The following is a 16529-nucleotide window of genomic DNA, read 5'->3' on the forward strand; positions in this document are numbered from 1 at the left end:
CGGCACATCCGAGTTTTGGGCCTTTTTGCACAGGAGGCGTTGTAATGGAACAATTACCAATCCTTCCTTTGCGTGGAGTCGTGGTGTATCCGCTCATCGGAGTGACAATCGACGTTGGGCGTCCGCTCTCCCTACGAGCACTCCTTGCCGCAAAGGAACACGAGACAGATTTGATTGTTGTGACACAAAAAGAGACGGGGAAAGAATCACCTAAACCGGAAGACTTGTACGCGATCGGGACACGCGTCCATATCGCCAAGATGAGCGAGCTGTCGAACGAGACAGTCCGCGTCCGCTTAGTCGGGAAAGAACGCGTCAAGATCAACTCGATTGAAGAGACGAAGGAAGGCTGGTTCGCAGACGTCGAGCCACTTGAACTCGTCGAAGGGGAAGAAGTCGAGCGGACGGCACTCGTGCGCTTATTGAAAGAACAGTTCGGAAAACTCGTCGGGTCCATCAAAGGATTGTCACCGGACGAGCGTCGTCGTTTCGAGATGTATGAACGGCTCGAGTCGTTGACCGACTATATCGCTTCGAAGCTCGACGTCGACGTCGACATCCGCCAAGCGATGCTCGAAGAACCGGACGCCGTCAAACGCGGCTTAGAGCTGCTCGAGATTATGACGCACGAGGTCGAGATCATCGAGCTCGAGCAAGAGTTGCGCGAACGGACGAAGAAGACGATCGAACAGGCACAAAAAGAGTACTATTTGCGCGAACAGATGAAGACGATTCAGCAAGAGCTCGGCGACCAGTCGCAAGAGTCTGAACCGAACCGTCTCCGTGAGAAACTCGAGGCGCTCGATTTGCCTGAGACGACACGGAAGAACGTCATGCGCGAAGCCGAGCGGTTGAACGTCGTCCCGGCGACGTCACCCGAGTATGCCGTCATCCGCAACTATCTCGACTGGATCGCCTCGCTCCCGTGGGGCATCGAGACGGAAGATAAACTCGACGTCAAACATGCGGCCGATGTGTTAGATGACGACCACTACGGGCTCGAGTCGGTGAAAGACCGAATCCTCGAGTACTTGGCGGTCCGTCAATTGACGAACTCGCTCCGTGGACCGATTCTTTGTCTCGCCGGACCTCCAGGGGTCGGGAAGACGTCACTCGCCCGCTCGATCGCGTCGGCGCTCGAACGTCACTTCGTCCGTGTCTCGCTAGGCGGAGTGCGTGACGAGGCCGAGATTCGTGGGCACCGTCGCACATACATCGGTGCGATGCCAGGCCGCATCATCCGTGGTTTGAAACAGGCCGAGAGCAAGAACCCGGTGTTCTTGCTCGACGAGATCGACAAGATGGCGTCCGATTTCCGGGGTGACCCGGCGTCGGCCATGCTCGAAGTGCTCGACCCGGAACAGAACGTCTCGTTCTCGGACCACTATATCGAGGAACCGTTCGACTTATCGAACGTGCTCTTCATCGCGACGGCGAACGACGTCTCGCAAATTCCGGCGCCGCTCCTTGACCGGATGGAACTCATCCAAATCGGCGGCTACACGGAACTCGAGAAAGTCGAGATCGCCAAGCGTCACTTGGTACCGAAACAGTATAAAGAGCACGGCTTGAAGAAGAGCCAGCTCACGATTAAAGAGGACGCACTTTACGAAGTCGTTCGCCGTTACACGCGTGAGGCCGGTGTCCGGAACTTGGAACGCGTCATCGGTTCACTTTGCCGGAAAGCGGCGAAGCAAATCGCCATCGGCGAGAAGAAACGCGTCACCGTCTCATTGAAGAGCCTCGGCGACTACCTCGGGAAACCGAAGTACCGCTACGGCAAAGGGGAGACGGAAGACTCGATCGGTGCTGTCACCGGACTCGCCTACACGGCGTTCGGGGGCGACACGCTCACGATTGAAGTCGCACTCGCACCTGGTAAAGGCAAGCTCCAGTTGACGGGGAAACTCGGTGACGTCATGCAAGAGTCGGCGCAGACGGCGTATAGCTACGTCCGTTCAAACGCGGAACGGTTCGGGATTGACCCGACGTTCTACGAGCGCCAAGACGTGCATATCCACGTGCCGGAAGGTGCCGTCCCGAAAGACGGTCCGTCGGCGGGGATTACAATCGCGACGGCGCTCATCTCGGCGTTGACCGGCAAGAAAGTCCGCCGTGACATCGGGATGACCGGGGAAATCACGCTCCGCGGCCGCGTCCTGCCAATCGGTGGATTGAAAGAGAAAGCGCTCGCCGCACACCGAGCCGGCTTGACGACCATCGTCATTCCGAAAGACAATGAGCGTGACATCGATGACATTCAAGACACCGTCCGTGAGAAACTGACGTTCGTCCCGGTCACGACGCTCGATCAAGTATTAGAAGTAGCATTTGGAGGAAATTAAATAATGAAAATCACTAAAGCAGAATTTGTCACGAGTGCCGTCGCACCTGACCATTACCCGATTCATGAGTTACCGGAAGTCGCACTCGCCGGACGTTCGAACGTCGGGAAGTCATCGTTCATCAACAAGATTTGTCAGCGCAAAGCACTCGCACGGACGTCTTCGAAGCCAGGGAAGACGCAGACGCTGAACTTCTTCAACATCAACGATGAAATCATGTTCGTCGACGTGCCGGGCTATGGCTACGCGAAAGTCTCAAAGACGGAGCGGGAGAAGTGGGGCATCATGATGGAGCAATATTTGACGTCACAGAGCGCGCTTCGCGGCGTCGTCCTGTTGGTCGATATCCGTCATGAGCCGTCAAGTGACGACGTGACGATGTACAACTTCTTGAAGCATTACGAGATTCCGGTCATCGTCGTGGCGACGAAACTCGATAAAATCAAGAAGGCGCAACGTCAAAAACATGAGTCGGCCGTCAAACGCAAGCTTCAGTTTGAATCGACTGACCGGTTCGTCGCCTTCTCGGCTGAGACAGCCGAAGGGAAAGACGAGGCGTGGAAAGCGATTTACGATTTGTTGACACGCGAAGACGACTGAACGAGGCGAGGGGATTCCCTCGTCTTTTTTGTTTTCATGGTTACCGGAGCGGGTATTTATCGTATAATTGTCTACATATTGTTAGGACAAGAGAATATTGAACGAGGTGGAAGGATGCATATTATGTTTGGAAACAAATGGTACCGCGCATTATTTTGGACGTTGACGATTTTCTTGGTCATCTGGGTCGGGACACAGATCTCATTCGTGTTCGAACCGGTGAAGGTAATCTTGGCGCTCGTCACGGTACCGCTCATCATTGCTGGACTATTCTTTTATTTTCTCGTCGGCATCGTCGACTACTTGGAGAGACGTTCCGGGAAACGCGGCGTATCCGTCGCCATTACCTTGACGTCACTCCTGCTCATCATCACAATCGTCTTCAGCGTGCTCGGACCGCTTCTCGTCGAGCAAGTGACGTCACTCGTGAACGCCTTGCCGAGCATCGCGAAAGAGTTGCAGGTGCAAATCTTCGCCGTTCGGGACTCGCTCATGGAAAACGAGTTCTTGTCACGATTCGTCAATGAGAACGATGACATGTTCACCGACTTCACGAACAACGTCACGACGTATCTCGGAGACGTCTTCGGGAATGTCGCGTCATCGTTCGGTCGTCTTGTCGGCTTCATCACGTCGGCCGTCATCACAATCGTCGTCATTCCATTCATGCTTTTGTATATGTTACTTGACGGGAAACGTCTTCCGGACTCAATCGTGAAGTTGTTGCCGTCGAGCTATGAGCGTGAGACACGCAACATTTTGCATGACATGCATACGACGGTTAAAAACTACGTCCATGCCCAGTTGATCGTGGCGTTCTTCGTCGGAATCACGTCGCTCATCGGATTATGGATTATCGGACTCGACTATGCCATCCTACTCGCGCTCTTCATGATGGTGACGAACATCATCCCGTACGTCGGACCGTTCCTCGGTGCGGCACCGGCCGTTGTCGTCGCTTTCATCCAAGATCCGATTAAAGTGCTTTGGGTCATCGTCGTCATCATCATCGTCCAACAGATCGAATCGAACGTCATCTCGCCGCTCATCCAAGGCAAGTCACTCAAGGTGCACCCGCTGACGATCATCATCGTCTTGCTCGTCGCCGGGAACTTGGCCGGGATTATCGGGATGCTCATCGCGGTTCCGTTCTACGCGGTGGCGAAAGTCGTCGTTCAAAATATCGTCCGCATTTACAAGCTGAGGGAACGGAAACATTACCTCGAAGCGGAGGAAGAAGAAAAGACCCAAGAGAGTACAATCATCACCGATCCATCCTCTTTAAAATGAGGAATCAAGTAGAAATGGTCTCTATGTCCGTTTCTACTTTTTTTTGTCACAAAAAGTTCTTAAATTATTTCACAAAAATCGAACAGAAGATTATAGTTCCTAAATAAAAATTGTTATAATGTACGGTAGAGATGTGAAAAAGAAGAGACAACCGTCGGTGGATTTTGGATGAGGGGAAGAGGTACATGCATATTGTCGTCGTTGGACTAAATAACAAGACAGCCCCTGTCGCGATTCGGGAGCAGTTCTCGTTTGGGGAGCAAGAAATCGTGGATGCGATGATTGCACTTCGCGAAGAGAAAAGCATATTTGAATCGGTTATTTTGTCGACTTGTAACCGAACAGAGCTATATGTCGTCACAGACCAGCTCCATACGGGTCGTTATTATACAAAACGGTTTTTAGCGAACTGGTTTGATTTAGAGATGGACCAATTCACCCCTTATTTATCGATTCGTGAAGGAGAAGAGGCGATTCGCCACTTGTTCCGCGTCACGTCTGGACTCGATTCGATGATCATTGGGGAAACACAGATTTTAGGACAAGTGAAATCGAGCTTCTTCCGCGCCCAAGAGAACGGGACGACGGGAACGGTGTTCAACAAACTGTTCAAAGAAGCCGTGACGCTCGCCAAACGTGCCCATACTGACACGCAAATTGGGGAAATGTCGGTATCGGTCAGCGCGGCAGCAGTCACGCTCGCCCAGGAAATGTATTCGTCGCTCGATGATAAACAAGTCGTCGTCGTCGGTGCGGGTGAGACAGGCGAGTTGACGACGCTCAACTTGTTCGAGGCCGGTGCGAAACAGATTGCCGTCTTTAACCGGACCGAGAGCAAAGCGAAAGCGGTCGCTGACAAGTTCAAAGGCCGGGCCCACTCGATCCGTGAGATTGCTTGCGGCTTGCTTGACGCTGATATTTTAATTAGCTCGACCGGTGCGAAAGAAGCCGTCATCGCCTATGATGACGTCGCCGCAGCACAACTGCTCCGCCGGGAACGTCCACTGTTGTTAATCGACATTGCCGTGCCGCGAGATATCGATCCAGCGGTCCGGGCGCTTCCGGGCGTCCACTTGTTCGATGTGGATGACTTGAACGGCATCGTCAATAAAAACTTGGCGGCCCGTCTCATCGAAGCCGAAAAGATTGAAATCAAAATCGATGAGGCGATTCAAGAGTTCCAAACGTGGCTCATCACGCTTGGTGTCGTGCCGATCATGAATGAATTGCGCGCCCGTGCGCTCAACATTCAAGAAGAGACGATGGAAAGCCTCGAGCGCAAGCTCGATCATCTGTCGGACCGCGATAAAAAAGTCATCGGCAAGCATATGAAGTCAATCATCAACCAGATGCTTCGTGAACCGATTGATTACATCAAAGACGCCGCTGCGCAACCAGATGCGAACACACGCATCAATCAGTTCGTGGAGACGTTCGGTCTAGATGTCGACGTCCCTGACGCCGAACCGGAAACGGAAGAAGCCGAAGCGATGTCAGCGAAAGCACCACTTCGCGCCTTGATGCGCTAATACAAAACAAAAAAAGGCGGCGGATCTCGTCGCCTTTTTCTATGAAGGGGATAACCGATCATGCGTAAAATTATCGTCGGCTCACGCCGCTCACAACTTGCGATGACACAGACGAAATGGGTCATCGATCAATTGAAGAAAGCCGGGGCTCAAAACGAGTTCGAAATCAAAGAGATCGTGACGAAAGGGGACCAAATCGTCGACGTGCAACTCTCGAAAGTCGGCGGCAAAGGGTTGTTCGTCAAAGAGATTCAGCAACAGATGCTCGCCGGGGACATCGATTTCGCGGTCCACAGCATGAAAGACGTCCCGGCCGAGTTGCCGGAAGAGCTCTATATCAGCTGCATGCCGAAACGCGTCGACGCCCGTGATGTGCTCATCTGCGAGAACGGCTATACGCTCGAGACGCTCCCGGAAGGTGCCGTCATCGGGACGAGCTCACTGCGCCGCGGTGCCCAAATGCTCGCCGCTCGCCCGGACTTCGACATTCAATGGATTCGCGGGAACATCGACACGCGCCTCAAAAAACTCGAGACAGAAAACTTCAACGCCATCTTGCTCGCTAAAGCCGGGCTCGAGCGCATGGGTTGGACGGACCGCGTCGACTTCGAAGCGCTTGACGCCGACATGATGGTCCCAGCCGTCGGACAAGGTGTACTTGCCATCGAAAGCCGGAAGGACGACGCTGAAGTGACGGCAATTCTACAATTGCTCCATGACGACGTGACGGCGAAAGCTGCGACGGCCGAGCGGACGTTCCTCAAGGCGATTGAAGGCAGCTGCCACGTACCGGTCGGCGGTTATGCGACGGTTGATGGCGACGACGTGACACTCACAGGCCTCATCGCCTCGGTCGACGGCAAAGAAGTGCTCCGCGTGACGAAGACGTCGTCAGACGCGGTCGCACTCGGGAAAGACGTAGCAGACGACCTGCTCGGACGCGGCGGGCGCGAAATTCTCGCCTCGGTCAATGCGTGACGTCTGGTACACAGGGACAAAACGACTGACCGCTTCGCAGCGAGCCCGGCTCACCGCGAGCGGTCTTTCCGTTCATCACGTCCCGCTCATCGAGACGAGATTGACGCACAACCAGATGCCGATCAGCCGATTCGATTGGCTCGTCGTGACGAGCCAGACAGCGGTACCGGCGCTTTGTGACGTCCCACGTGACGTCAAAGTCGCGGCCGTCGGCGAGAAAACGAAACAAGCACTCGAGGCCGTTGGATTCACCGTCGCGCTCATGCCGGAGACGTTTACGGGCGAGGCGTTGTTCCATGACCTTGCAACTGTCGTAAAGTCAGACGAGGTCGTCTTGTTCGCCCGGGGCGACTTGGCGAACACGGCGCACATGACGCAACTCGAAAACGTCCACGACTGGGTCGTCTATGAGACGATTGGCCGTGAACTGACAGAGACGGAAGTCGAGGCGCTCGAAGGAATCGAAGCGCTCCTCGTGCTCAGCCCGTCCGCCGTCCGGGCGCTCACGCCATATCTCGACCATTTCCACGGGACGTGGTACGCCATCGGTGAAGTGACCGAGCGCGCCGTCCGGGAAGTGTCGACGTTACCGGTCCGAGTGCCTGAGTGTTATACTATGGATGCATTAATACAGTGTATAGGGGAGGATTTTTCATGAACCAGTTTGACCGTCATCGTCGTCTTCGTTCATCGAAGTCAATGCGTGCACTCGTACGTGAAAATCATGTTCGGAAAGAAGATTTGATTTACCCGCTCTTCATCATCGAAGGGACAGACATTAAACGCGAAGTCAGCTCGATGCCGGGCGTCTTCAACTTCTCGCTCGACCGTCTCGAGGACGAGATCAACGAGATCGTCGACCTCGGTATTCAATCGGTGCTCTTGTTCGGCGTACCTGAACATAAAGACCCGGAAGGTACGGAAGCGTATCATGACCACGGCATCGTCCAAGAAGCGATCCGTAAAGTGAAAGCGTGGGCACCACAGCTCACGGTCATCGCCGACACATGCCTGTGCGAATATACGTCGACAGGCCACTGTGGCATCGTGAAGAACGGTGACGTCGATAACGACGCGTCGCTACCACTTCACGTCCAGACGGCCATCACGCAAGCGCAAGCAGGCGCTGACATCATCGCGCCGAGCTCGATGATGGACGGCTTCGTCGCCGCGATCCGTGAAGGACTCGACCAAAACGGTTTCAACCATATCCCGATCATGAGTTACGGCGTCAAGTACGCATCGGCGTACTACGGACCGTTCCGTGACGCAGCGCAATCGGCACCTGGTGAAGGCGACCGCAAAGGCTATCAGATGGACCCGGCCAACCGCCGTGAAGCGTTCCGCGAATCACAATCGGACGTCGAGCAAGGCGCCGATTTCATGATCGTCAAACCGGCGCTCGCGTTCATGGACATCATCCGTGACATGCGCGACTCGCTCGATATGCCGATCGTGGCGTATAACGTGAGCGGAGAGTACGCCATGGTCAAAGCGGCTGCTTTGAACGACTGGGTCGATGAGCAACGCATCGTCATGGAGACGATGGTCGGCTTCAAACGGGCCGGTGCGGACCTCATCGTCACATATTTCGCAAAAGACGTCTGTCGCTATTTGGAAGGAGACTACGCATGACCTACAAACAAACACGCTCAGAAGCGGCGTTCGAACAAGCACGTCCGCTCATGCCGGGCGGGGTGAACAGCCCGGTCCGTGCCTATAAATCAGTCGGCATGACGCCAATCTTCGCTGAACGCGGTGAAGGCTCACGCGTCTACGATATCGATGGCAACGAATATATCGATTACGTCCTCTCATGGGGACCACTCATCCTCGGCCACCGCGACCCTGTCGTCACGAAGGCGATTCAAGAGCAAGCTGAGAAAGGCTGGACGTTCGGGACACCGACCGAGCTCGAAACGAAAATGGCCGAGCTCGTCATCGAGCGCGTCCCATCGATCGAGATGGTGCGCATGGTCAACTCGGGTACGGAAGCGACGATGGCGGCACTCCGCCTCGCACGCGGTTACACGGGCAAGACGAAAATCTTGAAGTTCGAAGGCTGCTACCACGGTCATGGCGACTCGCTCCTCATCAAGGCCGGTTCGGGCGTCGCGACGCTCGGTCTCCCGGACTCGCCGGGCGTACCGAAAGACTTGGCGAGCCAGACGCTCACGGTGCCATATAACGATTTGGATGCTCTCCGCATCGCCTTCGAGAAGTTCGGCGACGATATCGCTGGTGTCATCGTCGAACCGGCGGCCGGTAACATGGGCTTCGTGCCACCGCAACCTGGCTTCCTCGAAGGACTCCGCGAGATCACGGAACAATACGGCTCGCTCCTCATCTTTGACGAGGTCATGACCGGATTCCGGGTCGGCTATAACTGTGCCCAAGGCTACTTCGGCGTGACGCCGGACTTGACGTGCCTCGGGAAAGTCATCGGCGGCGGCCTTCCGGTCGGTGCCTATGGCGGGAAACGCGAGATTATGGAACAAATCGCGCCACAAGGACCGATTTACCAGGCAGGGACGCTCTCAGGGAACCCGCTCGCGATGATCGCCGGCTACACGACGTTATCGCAACTCAAGCCTGAGCACTACGCCGAGTTCGAACGCAAAGCGGACCGTCTCGCTGAAGGCTATACGAAAGCGGCCGAGAAGTATAACATCCCGCACGACACGAACCGGGCCGGCTCGATGTTCGGATTCTTCTTCACGAATGAGAAAGTGACGAACTTCGAGAAGGCGAAGACGGCGAACCTCGACTTGTTCCGCGCTTACTATCAGAAGATGGCGGCGCGCGGCGTGTTCTTGCCACCGTCACAGTTCGAAGGATTGTTCCTCTCGACCGTTCACACGGACGAAGATATCGACTTGACGCTCACAGCGGTCGACGCGACGTTCAAAGAGCTGCAACAAGAGTTTTCATTGTAATCTTGACGGAAACAGCTTCTGTCGCTACAATTGTTTAACAGATACGAACAAAAGCTACGATGAGGAATAGTACGCAATCAACATCCTTTTTCAGAGACGCGGCCGCTTGGTGTGAGGCCGCGAGGGATGGTGCGGAAGTCGCCTCGGAGCTGACCTTTTGAACGAAGTAGGAAGGTCCGGTCCATCGACCGTTATTCGATTTTGAGGGCGCCACATGTGGCGAACTAAGGTGGTACCGCGGAAGATACGGCTTCTTTCGTCCTTAGCGTTAAGGACGAGAGTAGCCGTTTTTTTGTCCACATCATTAGAGGAGGTTGGGCATATGGCCAACGAGACAAACGAAATCACCATGCCGACGAAGTACGATCCAAGTGCGACGGAAGCGAAATGGTATGACTACTGGTTAGAGAACGACGTATTCAAAGCAGACGAGGACGATTCAAAACAGCCGTACACGATTGTCATCCCGCCACCGAACGTAACAGGGAAACTTCACCTCGGACACGCGTGGGACACGACGCTCCAAGACTTATTGACGCGCCTCAAGCGCATGCAAGGATATGACGTCCTCTGGCTCCCAGGGATGGACCACGCCGGGATCGCGACACAAGCGAAAGTCGAACAGAAGCTCCGTGAGGACGGCATTATGCGCTATGACCTCGGACGCGAGAAGTTCCTCGAGAAGACGTGGGAATGGAAAGACGAGTACGCCGATACGATCCGTGCCCAATGGTCAAAACTTGGCCTCGGTCTCGACTACTCACGTGAGCGCTTCACGCTCGACGAAGGACTCTCGAAAGCGGTCCAGGAAGTGTTCGTCCGCCTCTATGAGAAAGGCTTGATTTACCGCGGCGAATATATCGTCAACTGGGACCCGGCGCAAAAGACGGCCGTTTCGGATATCGAAGTAATCTATCAAGAAGTCGAAGGCGCGTTCTATCACATGAAATACCCGCTCGCTGATGGCTCAGGCCACATCGAGATCGCGACGACGCGTCCGGAGACGATGCTCGGCGATACGGCCGTTGCCGTTAACCCGAAAGATGAGCGTTACGCGCACCTCGTCGGCAAGACGATCATGCTTCCGGTCATGAACCGCGAGATTCCGATCGTCGCTGACGACTACGTCGACATGGAGTTCGGTACAGGTTGCGTCAAGATCACACCGGCGCACGACCCGAACGACTTCGAGATCGGGAACCGCCACGAGCTCCCGCGCATCCTCGTCATGGACGAAGGCGGCAAGATGAACGAGAATGCTGGCAAGTACGAAGGGCTCGACCGTTTCGAATGCCGCAAGCAACTCGTCAAAGACCTAGAAGCAGACGGCACGCTCGTCAAGATTGAGCCACACACGCACTCGGTCGGTCACTCGGAACGTTCAGGCGCAGTCATCGAGCCTTATCTTTCGAAACAGTGGTTCGTCGACATGGAGCCGCTCGCGAAAGCAGCGCTCGAAGCGCAAGGACATGACGATACGAAAGTCAACTTCGTCCCAGAGCGGTTCGAAGGCACATACCTCCGTTGGATGGAGAACATCCGTGATTGGTGTATCAGCCGCCAACTCTGGTGGGGTCACCGCATCCCGGCTTGGTACCACAATGAGACAGGTGAGATTTATGTAGGTAAAGAAGCACCGGCGGACAGTGAGAACTGGCATCAAGATGAAGACGTGCTCGACACATGGTTCTCGTCAGCGCTTTGGCCGTTCTCGACGATGGGCTGGCCGGATACGGACTCGGCAGACTTCAAACGTTACTTCCCGACGAGCGCGCTCGTCACGGGTTACGACATCATCTTCTTCTGGGTATCTCGCATGATTTTCCAATCGCTCGAGTTCACTGGGAAGCAGCCGTTCAACGACGTGCTCATCCACGGTCTCATCCGCGACTCGGAAGGCCGCAAGATGTCGAAGTCGCTCGGTAACGGCGTCGACCCGATGGAAGTCATCGACCAATACGGCGCGGACTCGCTCCGCTGGTTCCTCCTTACGGGATCGACACCAGGGAACGACCTTCGTTTCTATTGGGAGAAAATCGAATCGACATGGAACTTCGCGAACAAGATTTGGAACGCGAGCCGTTTCGCCCTTATGAACATGGACGGCATGAAGTATGAGGAGATCGATTTGTCAGGTGAGAAGACGCTCGCTGACAAGTGGATTCTCACTCGCTTGAACGACACAATCGACCAAGTGACACGTCTCGTCGACAAGTATGAGTTCGGCGAAGCCGGCCGTTACTTGTACAACTTCATCTGGGAAGAGTTCTGTAACTGGTACATCGAGATGGCGAAACTCACGCTCTACGGTGAGGACGAGGCTGCGAAAGCGACGACGCGTTCAGTGCTCGCGTACACGCTCGACTCAATCATGCGTCTCATGCATCCGTTCATGCCGTTCCTCACAGAGGAAATCTGGCAGCACTTGCCGCACGAAGGCGACTCGATTGTCCGTGCGAGCTACCCGACACGCCGCGACGAGCTCCACTTCGCGGACTCGGTACCAGCGTTCGAAGCGGTCATGAACGTCATCCGTTCGGTCCGTAACATCCGTTCGGAAGTGAACGCCCCAATGTCGAAACCGATTCAGCTCTTCATCTCGACGTCGGATGAGGCGACACAAGATTACTTGAGCGCGAACGAAACGACAATCGGCAAGTTCACGAACGCGACCGAGCTCGAAATCGGACGTGGCTTGACGGCTCCTGATAAGTCGATGTCAGCCATCATGACGGGTGCGGAACTGTTCATCCCACTCGCTGACCTCATCAACTTTGAGGAAGAAATCGCCCGTCTTGAAAAAGAAGTGGCGAAGTACGAGAAGGAAGTCGAGCGCGTTCAGAAGAAACTCGGCAACCCAGGCTTCACTGGCAAGGCACCGGCTCACGTCATCGACGAAGAGAAGGCGAAAGAGAAAGACTACCTCGACAAACGTGACGCAGTCCGCGCCCGTTTGGAAGAGTTGCGTAAATAATGAATCAACCTTCTTTGGAGACTTGTTCTCCGAAGAAGGTTTTTTTGTCGTTTGGTGGAATTTAGGAGAGGAGACGATATAAAGGTGGTGTGACATGAGACGAATCGGAATGATGTTAAGTTTGGCAGTTATGGGACTGAGTGGGTGTGTGGCGGAACGAGCTGAACCGATCGAACCGACGGAATCAGGAGTGACAATTAATGAAAGTGCAGAAGAGACGTCTTCCAAGGATATTCCCGTAACGACGGACAAAGAAGTGTTCGGCTCGATGATTGAGGACGTGCCAAAAGGGACCGTTCGACTAGTTGATGCGGTCACGGCCCAATACACACTTCAATATACAGATGGTACGTCCGAGCGACCAGCGAGAGACGGTGTAATCTATGAAACCGTCATCGATGATCTCGGGCTCATTGCCATTAAGTTACCAAACCGCGACGATTCGTTCGGCGTATTCAACTATTCACGGGACGAGGAGTGGGGGTTGCACGGGATTCAAAACTTTACGATTCCCGAGGCGGCCGAAAAAGTCCGACACGGGTTGGACTTGCCTGAAGAAGAGCTGTTTGTCGACAACTTCGAGATGAGTCAGCTCGAGCGGCCGGTGGAGATGTGGACGTTGTATGATGAGACGCAATGCATCACGATTTTAGTGACCGATGCTTTCAGTGTGGCTGACGGAGAATTGATTGAACGGCGTGACGTTTCGAATGAGCGGTATCGCTTGAATCAACCGGAAGGGAACGGCTTGTTTTACGTAGACCAGGGCAAGCTCATCGTCGTGACGGGCAATGTGTCGGAAGAGGTGTTGCTCGACCTTTCGGACTCGCTACCGGAGGCGTGGTCGGTGGATTTTCCAATTAAAGAATAAATTGAAGCAGGCGAAAGGATGAGTTCTAATTTGCCAGTGCACGAATTTGATTTATGGGAACGAACATTGAAAGCACCTACACGTAATCCAGATTATAATGGCTACACTGAGGTTGATGATGATTTTATCCAAGAGCTTATGGAAGCGTGCTCGATTATGCGGACCTATTTTCATTCGTATCATCGTCCTGATCTCGGGCTGGATTATTACGGAATTACCCTCATCCCAAACGAATCGTTATCGATGTTTTATGACATCGTCACGCAGTCACGTGTATTCCATCGTTCAGAAGAGTTGAGCGATTTGGCGAGTCTCATCATTCAAGCCGAACGCGAAGGCAAAGACTTGGTTCATTTTGGGATTTAACGGACTAAGAAAATAATTATACATTGCCATTCGTTACATAGACTCTCATTGAGAATGCGTGTTAGGAACGTAGGTCGAAACTTGGTTAAGTCGATGAAGGTATTTAAAGTGTACATATTTTTACAGGGAGGGATGGCCATGCCATACACGCACGAATTCGGTGTATTGGATTCAACAAATCGTCAATCATCATATGATACGTATACACCTGAACACTTCGATTGTGTCTCGGTGGATGGGGAGTGGGTGGATGAGTTTATCGAGGAGCTGAACGAGATGCGCACGTATTTCCACTCCTATGACCGTCCTGGATTCGGATTAGACGAATGCGGGATCACGCTCATTCCATATGAGTCACTGGCGCTGTTCTATCAAGTCGTCAAAGCGATGATGTACACGCATGAGTCGGAACAACTGAATCGACTTATTTCCAAAATCACACAAGCCCAAGTAGACAAGAAGGACATGATTCATTTCGGACTATGAGTCTATAGAAAAGAACAACCCCGAGCATCGTCATCGATGTTCGGGGTTTCGTTTGCGTTCGATGTAGATTATGCCAAATACAGTGGCGGCAAACAAAACATGCAAGAGGAGCGGTTGAGGATAACCAATGCGGAATAGGTGCATGGCATAGACGACATAAAGGATGCTTCCGAATCCTACCAAGACGGAATAAAGAACCTTCATACGTCTTCTTCCTCCGGTTCTGTCCAAAACGGAAGACGACCGGTTGTCACGAAATACGAGGACGTGAGCAGGACGCCGATTGCGAGTCCAGTTACTTGCGGCTGAATCGGCTGACCCGTAAATGACAGATAAAAACTGTAGACGAGATAGGACGTGGATAAGACGATGATTGCCATGAGCAAGATAGTCATCTTCATTTCGATTCATTCCATTCAAGGTTATTCAAATGTCTCATCAAGGTGGAAAAGGAAACAGCAAAGAAAAAGGCAGGCATTAGCCAGGCCCAGTCATCTATGAATGGTCCTTGCAATAGCTCGATTGACATCAAGCAGGCAAACCCTAACGCAATGAGTGAAGTGAGTAGAAGCATGTTGAACCTCCTAAAAGTGATGTTATCCACTTTACGCTCGAAAATGAAAAAGGTTCCAAAAAAACCATCCTGCCGAAGCAGAATGGTTCACGTGCCACAAAACGTCTGATACGGATACGTCCGTGGTGGTCCTGGTGAGACATAGCGTCCATAGTCGGCTTCATAATCGTAAGGCTTCCGCAATACGTCGAGCAGTACTTGCGTCGGACCGAAGTCGCCGCGCTCGGCTGCTGTGAGGGCGGCCTCGACGTGATGGTTGCGAGGAATGACGGCCGGGTTATGCTGACGCATGAGCCGGATGACGTCCTCATCAGGAAGACCTTGCTCTCCGAGGCGTTTTTGCCAAGCGGACAGCCACGCCTTGCCATCATCTTGCTTAGCAAAGGCAAGCGAATTTGTGTCGCCGAGTGTGAGCGCGCGGAACGTGTTCGTGAAGTCAGCCTCAGACTCCATCATGAGTCGGAGCAACTCGTCTGTCAGTTCATCGTCGCCATCTTTTCGGACGTAGAGCCCGATTTTATGGGCGAGGCCAGTAAAGTATGCTTCTTTATACGTTTCCGTGTAGTCGTTCAACAGTTTATTGGCGATATCGACGGCGGTTTCTTGCGTGTCAGCGAGGAGCGGCAACAGCGTCTCGGCGAGGCGGGCCAAGTTCCACGACCCGATATACGGCTGATTCGCATAGGCGTAGCGTCCCTCGCGGTCGATGGAGCTGAAGACGGTGTTCGGGTGATACGTATCCATGAATGCACATGGTCCGTAATCAAGACCTTCACCGCTGATGAACGTGTTATCCGTGTTCATGACGCCGTGGATGAATCCGACGAGTTGCCAATCCGCGATGAGCTTCGCTTGGCGGGTGATGACGCGGCCGAGGAACTGTTCATAGCGATTCGGCTGTCCTTCAAGATCAGGGTCGTGGCGCTGAATCGCATAGTCGGCGAGAGCGATGACGTCATCAATCGATCCGGCCGCAGCGGCATATTGGAACGTACCGACGCGCAAATGGCTTGCCGCGACGCGCGTCAAGATGGCACCATGCTTCGGTCCTTGGCGCATGATCGGCTCACCGGTCGTGACGACGGCGAGCGCCCGGTTCGTCGGGATGCCGAGGGCGTGCATCGCCTCACTGATGAGGAACTCGCGCACCATCGGTCCAACGGCGGCCCGTCCATCGCCTCCACGCGAATACTCGGTCGGACCTGAGCCTTTCAATTGAACATCGACACGCTTTCCGTTCGGGGCGACATGTTCCCCGAGCACGAGTGCTCGTCCGTCACCGAGCATTGTGAAATGGCCGAACTGGTGGCCGGCATACGCTTGTGAGAACGACGTCTCCGTCTGGCGATTACCGGCAAAGAGTGCGACGTCTTGACGTGCTTCGGCGTCGAGTCCGAGTGTCTCGGCGAGCGCTTCGTTCCAAAGGACGAGCTCGGGCTTATCGACCGGATGGACCGGTCCCCGGTCGTAAAAGATGTCACGGAGATCGAGGTAGGTCGCCTCGAAGTTCCAATTAGTTGTCATGGTGATTCCCCCTTCTTCGCCTCGAGTATAGCACAGCCGATTCCTTGCATAGCGCT

The 16529-nt window shown here is 54.0% G+C and carries 15 protein-coding genes and 1 other annotated feature; of the genes, 12 read left to right on the forward strand and 3 right to left on the reverse strand.

Annotated elements, in window-relative coordinates:
• Positions 1-44: 44 nt before the first annotated feature.
• The 12 genes from lon (at position 45) to KNP67_RS01145 (ending at position 14375) form a co-directional block, all read left to right on the forward strand.
• Positions 45-2345 carry an endopeptidase La gene (gene lon, locus KNP67_RS01090; protein ID WP_131471077.1) on the forward strand — a complete coding sequence of 767 codons (2301 nt, stop codon included), beginning with the start codon at positions 45-47 and terminating at the stop codon, positions 2343-2345.
• Between the two features lie 3 nt (positions 2346-2348).
• A complete protein-coding gene (gene yihA, locus KNP67_RS01095) occupies positions 2349-2945 on the forward strand; it encodes a ribosome biogenesis GTP-binding protein YihA/YsxC (RefSeq protein WP_131471078.1) in 597 nt (198 codons plus the stop codon).
• Between the two features lie 123 nt (positions 2946-3068).
• Positions 3069-4235 (forward strand): AI-2E family transporter, encoded by a 1167-nt coding sequence (locus tag KNP67_RS01100; protein WP_131471167.1) that lies wholly within the window; start codon positions 3069-3071, stop codon positions 4233-4235.
• 185 nt (positions 4236-4420) lie between these two features.
• Positions 4421-5764, forward strand: a complete 1344-nt coding sequence (gene hemA, locus KNP67_RS01105; protein ID WP_021066849.1) for a glutamyl-tRNA reductase — start codon at positions 4421-4423, stop codon at positions 5762-5764.
• Between the two features lie 60 nt (positions 5765-5824).
• Complete coding sequence (hemC, locus tag KNP67_RS01110; RefSeq protein ID WP_029595855.1) at positions 5825-6742, forward strand: hydroxymethylbilane synthase; 918 nt, start codon at positions 5825-5827, stop codon at positions 6740-6742.
• Entirely contained in the window at positions 6735-7400 is a 666-nt protein-coding gene (locus tag KNP67_RS01115) for a uroporphyrinogen-III synthase (RefSeq protein WP_029595854.1), read from the forward strand. Before hemC ends, KNP67_RS01115 begins: the two co-directional genes overlap by 8 nt.
• Positions 7397-8377 (forward strand): porphobilinogen synthase, encoded by a 981-nt coding sequence (hemB, locus tag KNP67_RS01120; protein WP_021066852.1) that lies wholly within the window; start codon positions 7397-7399, stop codon positions 8375-8377. The genes KNP67_RS01115 and hemB overlap by 4 nt, the downstream gene beginning before the upstream one ends.
• Positions 8374-9678: a glutamate-1-semialdehyde 2,1-aminomutase gene (gene hemL / locus KNP67_RS01125; protein WP_214755728.1), complete on the forward strand. Its 1305-nt coding sequence runs from the start codon at positions 8374-8376 to the stop codon at positions 9676-9678. The genes hemB and hemL overlap by 4 nt, the downstream gene beginning before the upstream one ends.
• A 47-nt stretch (positions 9679-9725) precedes the next feature.
• Positions 9726-9945, forward strand: a binding site (T-box leader).
• A 55-nt stretch (positions 9946-10000) separates the two neighbouring features.
• Entirely contained in the window at positions 10001-12652 is a 2652-nt protein-coding gene (locus tag KNP67_RS01130; protein WP_029595851.1) for a valine--tRNA ligase, read from the forward strand.
• A 94-nt stretch (positions 12653-12746) separates the two neighbouring features.
• Positions 12747-13523: a hypothetical protein gene (locus KNP67_RS01135; protein WP_214755729.1), complete on the forward strand. Its 777-nt coding sequence runs from the start codon at positions 12747-12749 to the stop codon at positions 13521-13523.
• An 18-nt stretch (positions 13524-13541) separates the two neighbouring features.
• Positions 13542-13889 (forward strand): hypothetical protein, encoded by a 348-nt coding sequence (locus KNP67_RS01140; RefSeq protein ID WP_029595849.1) that lies wholly within the window; start codon positions 13542-13544, stop codon positions 13887-13889.
• Positions 13890-14027: 138 nt separating this feature from the next.
• Complete coding sequence (locus tag KNP67_RS01145; RefSeq protein WP_029595848.1) at positions 14028-14375, forward strand: hypothetical protein; 348 nt, start codon at positions 14028-14030, stop codon at positions 14373-14375.
• Between the two features lie 200 nt (positions 14376-14575).
• Here the strand turns inward: KNP67_RS01145 and KNP67_RS01150 are convergent, their stop codons facing one another.
• The 3 genes from KNP67_RS01150 to KNP67_RS01160 all read right to left on the reverse strand — a co-directional run bounded on the left by KNP67_RS01150 (position 14576) and on the right by KNP67_RS01160 (position 16473).
• Complete coding sequence (locus tag KNP67_RS01150) at positions 14576-14776, reverse strand: hypothetical protein (RefSeq protein ID WP_029595847.1); 201 nt, start codon at positions 14774-14776, stop codon at positions 14576-14578.
• Complete coding sequence (locus tag KNP67_RS01155; RefSeq protein WP_158001045.1) at positions 14773-14949, reverse strand: hypothetical protein; 177 nt, start codon at positions 14947-14949, stop codon at positions 14773-14775. The genes KNP67_RS01150 and KNP67_RS01155 overlap by 4 nt, the downstream gene beginning before the upstream one ends.
• Positions 14950-15036: 87 nt before the next feature.
• Positions 15037-16473: a protein adenylyltransferase SelO gene (locus KNP67_RS01160; RefSeq protein ID WP_214755730.1), complete on the reverse strand. Its 1437-nt coding sequence runs from the start codon at positions 16471-16473 to the stop codon at positions 15037-15039.
• Between the last annotated feature and the right edge of the window lie 56 nt (positions 16474-16529).

Origin of the sequence: Exiguobacterium sp. s157, assembly GCF_018618205.1 — a bacterium.
GTDB lineage: Bacteria > Bacillota > Bacilli > Exiguobacteriales > Exiguobacteriaceae > Exiguobacterium > Exiguobacterium chiriqhucha.

Coding starts and splice junctions, on each gene's coding strand:
- hemC (WP_029595855.1), top strand. CDS start 5,825: ATGCGTAAAATTATCGTCGGCTCACGCCGCTCACAACTTGCGATGACA.
- KNP67_RS01135 (WP_214755729.1), top strand. CDS start 12,747: ATGAGACGAATCGGAATGATGTTAAGTTTGGCAGTTATGGGACTGAGT.
- KNP67_RS01145 (WP_029595848.1), top strand. CDS start 14,028: ATGCCATACACGCACGAATTCGGTGTATTGGATTCAACAAATCGTCAA.
- hemL (WP_214755728.1), top strand. CDS start 8,374: ATGACCTACAAACAAACACGCTCAGAAGCGGCGTTCGAACAAGCACGT.
- KNP67_RS01115 (WP_029595854.1), top strand. CDS start 6,735: ATGCGTGACGTCTGGTACACAGGGACAAAACGACTGACCGCTTCGCAG.
- hemB (WP_021066852.1), top strand. CDS start 7,397: ATGAACCAGTTTGACCGTCATCGTCGTCTTCGTTCATCGAAGTCAATG.
- KNP67_RS01155 (WP_158001045.1), bottom strand. CDS start 14,949: ATGCTTCTACTCACTTCACTCATTGCGTTAGGGTTTGCCTGCTTGATG.
- KNP67_RS01160 (WP_214755730.1), bottom strand. CDS start 16,473: ATGACAACTAATTGGAACTTCGAGGCGACCTACCTCGATCTCCGTGAC.
- KNP67_RS01140 (WP_029595849.1), top strand. CDS start 13,542: ATGAGTTCTAATTTGCCAGTGCACGAATTTGATTTATGGGAACGAACA.
- KNP67_RS01100 (WP_131471167.1), top strand. CDS start 3,069: ATGTTTGGAAACAAATGGTACCGCGCATTATTTTGGACGTTGACGATT.
- yihA (WP_131471078.1), top strand. CDS start 2,349: ATGAAAATCACTAAAGCAGAATTTGTCACGAGTGCCGTCGCACCTGAC.
- hemA (WP_021066849.1), top strand. CDS start 4,421: ATGCATATTGTCGTCGTTGGACTAAATAACAAGACAGCCCCTGTCGCG.
- lon (WP_131471077.1), top strand. CDS start 45: ATGGAACAATTACCAATCCTTCCTTTGCGTGGAGTCGTGGTGTATCCG.
- KNP67_RS01150 (WP_029595847.1), bottom strand. CDS start 14,776: ATGAAGATGACTATCTTGCTCATGGCAATCATCGTCTTATCCACGTCC.
- KNP67_RS01130 (WP_029595851.1), top strand. CDS start 10,001: ATGGCCAACGAGACAAACGAAATCACCATGCCGACGAAGTACGATCCA.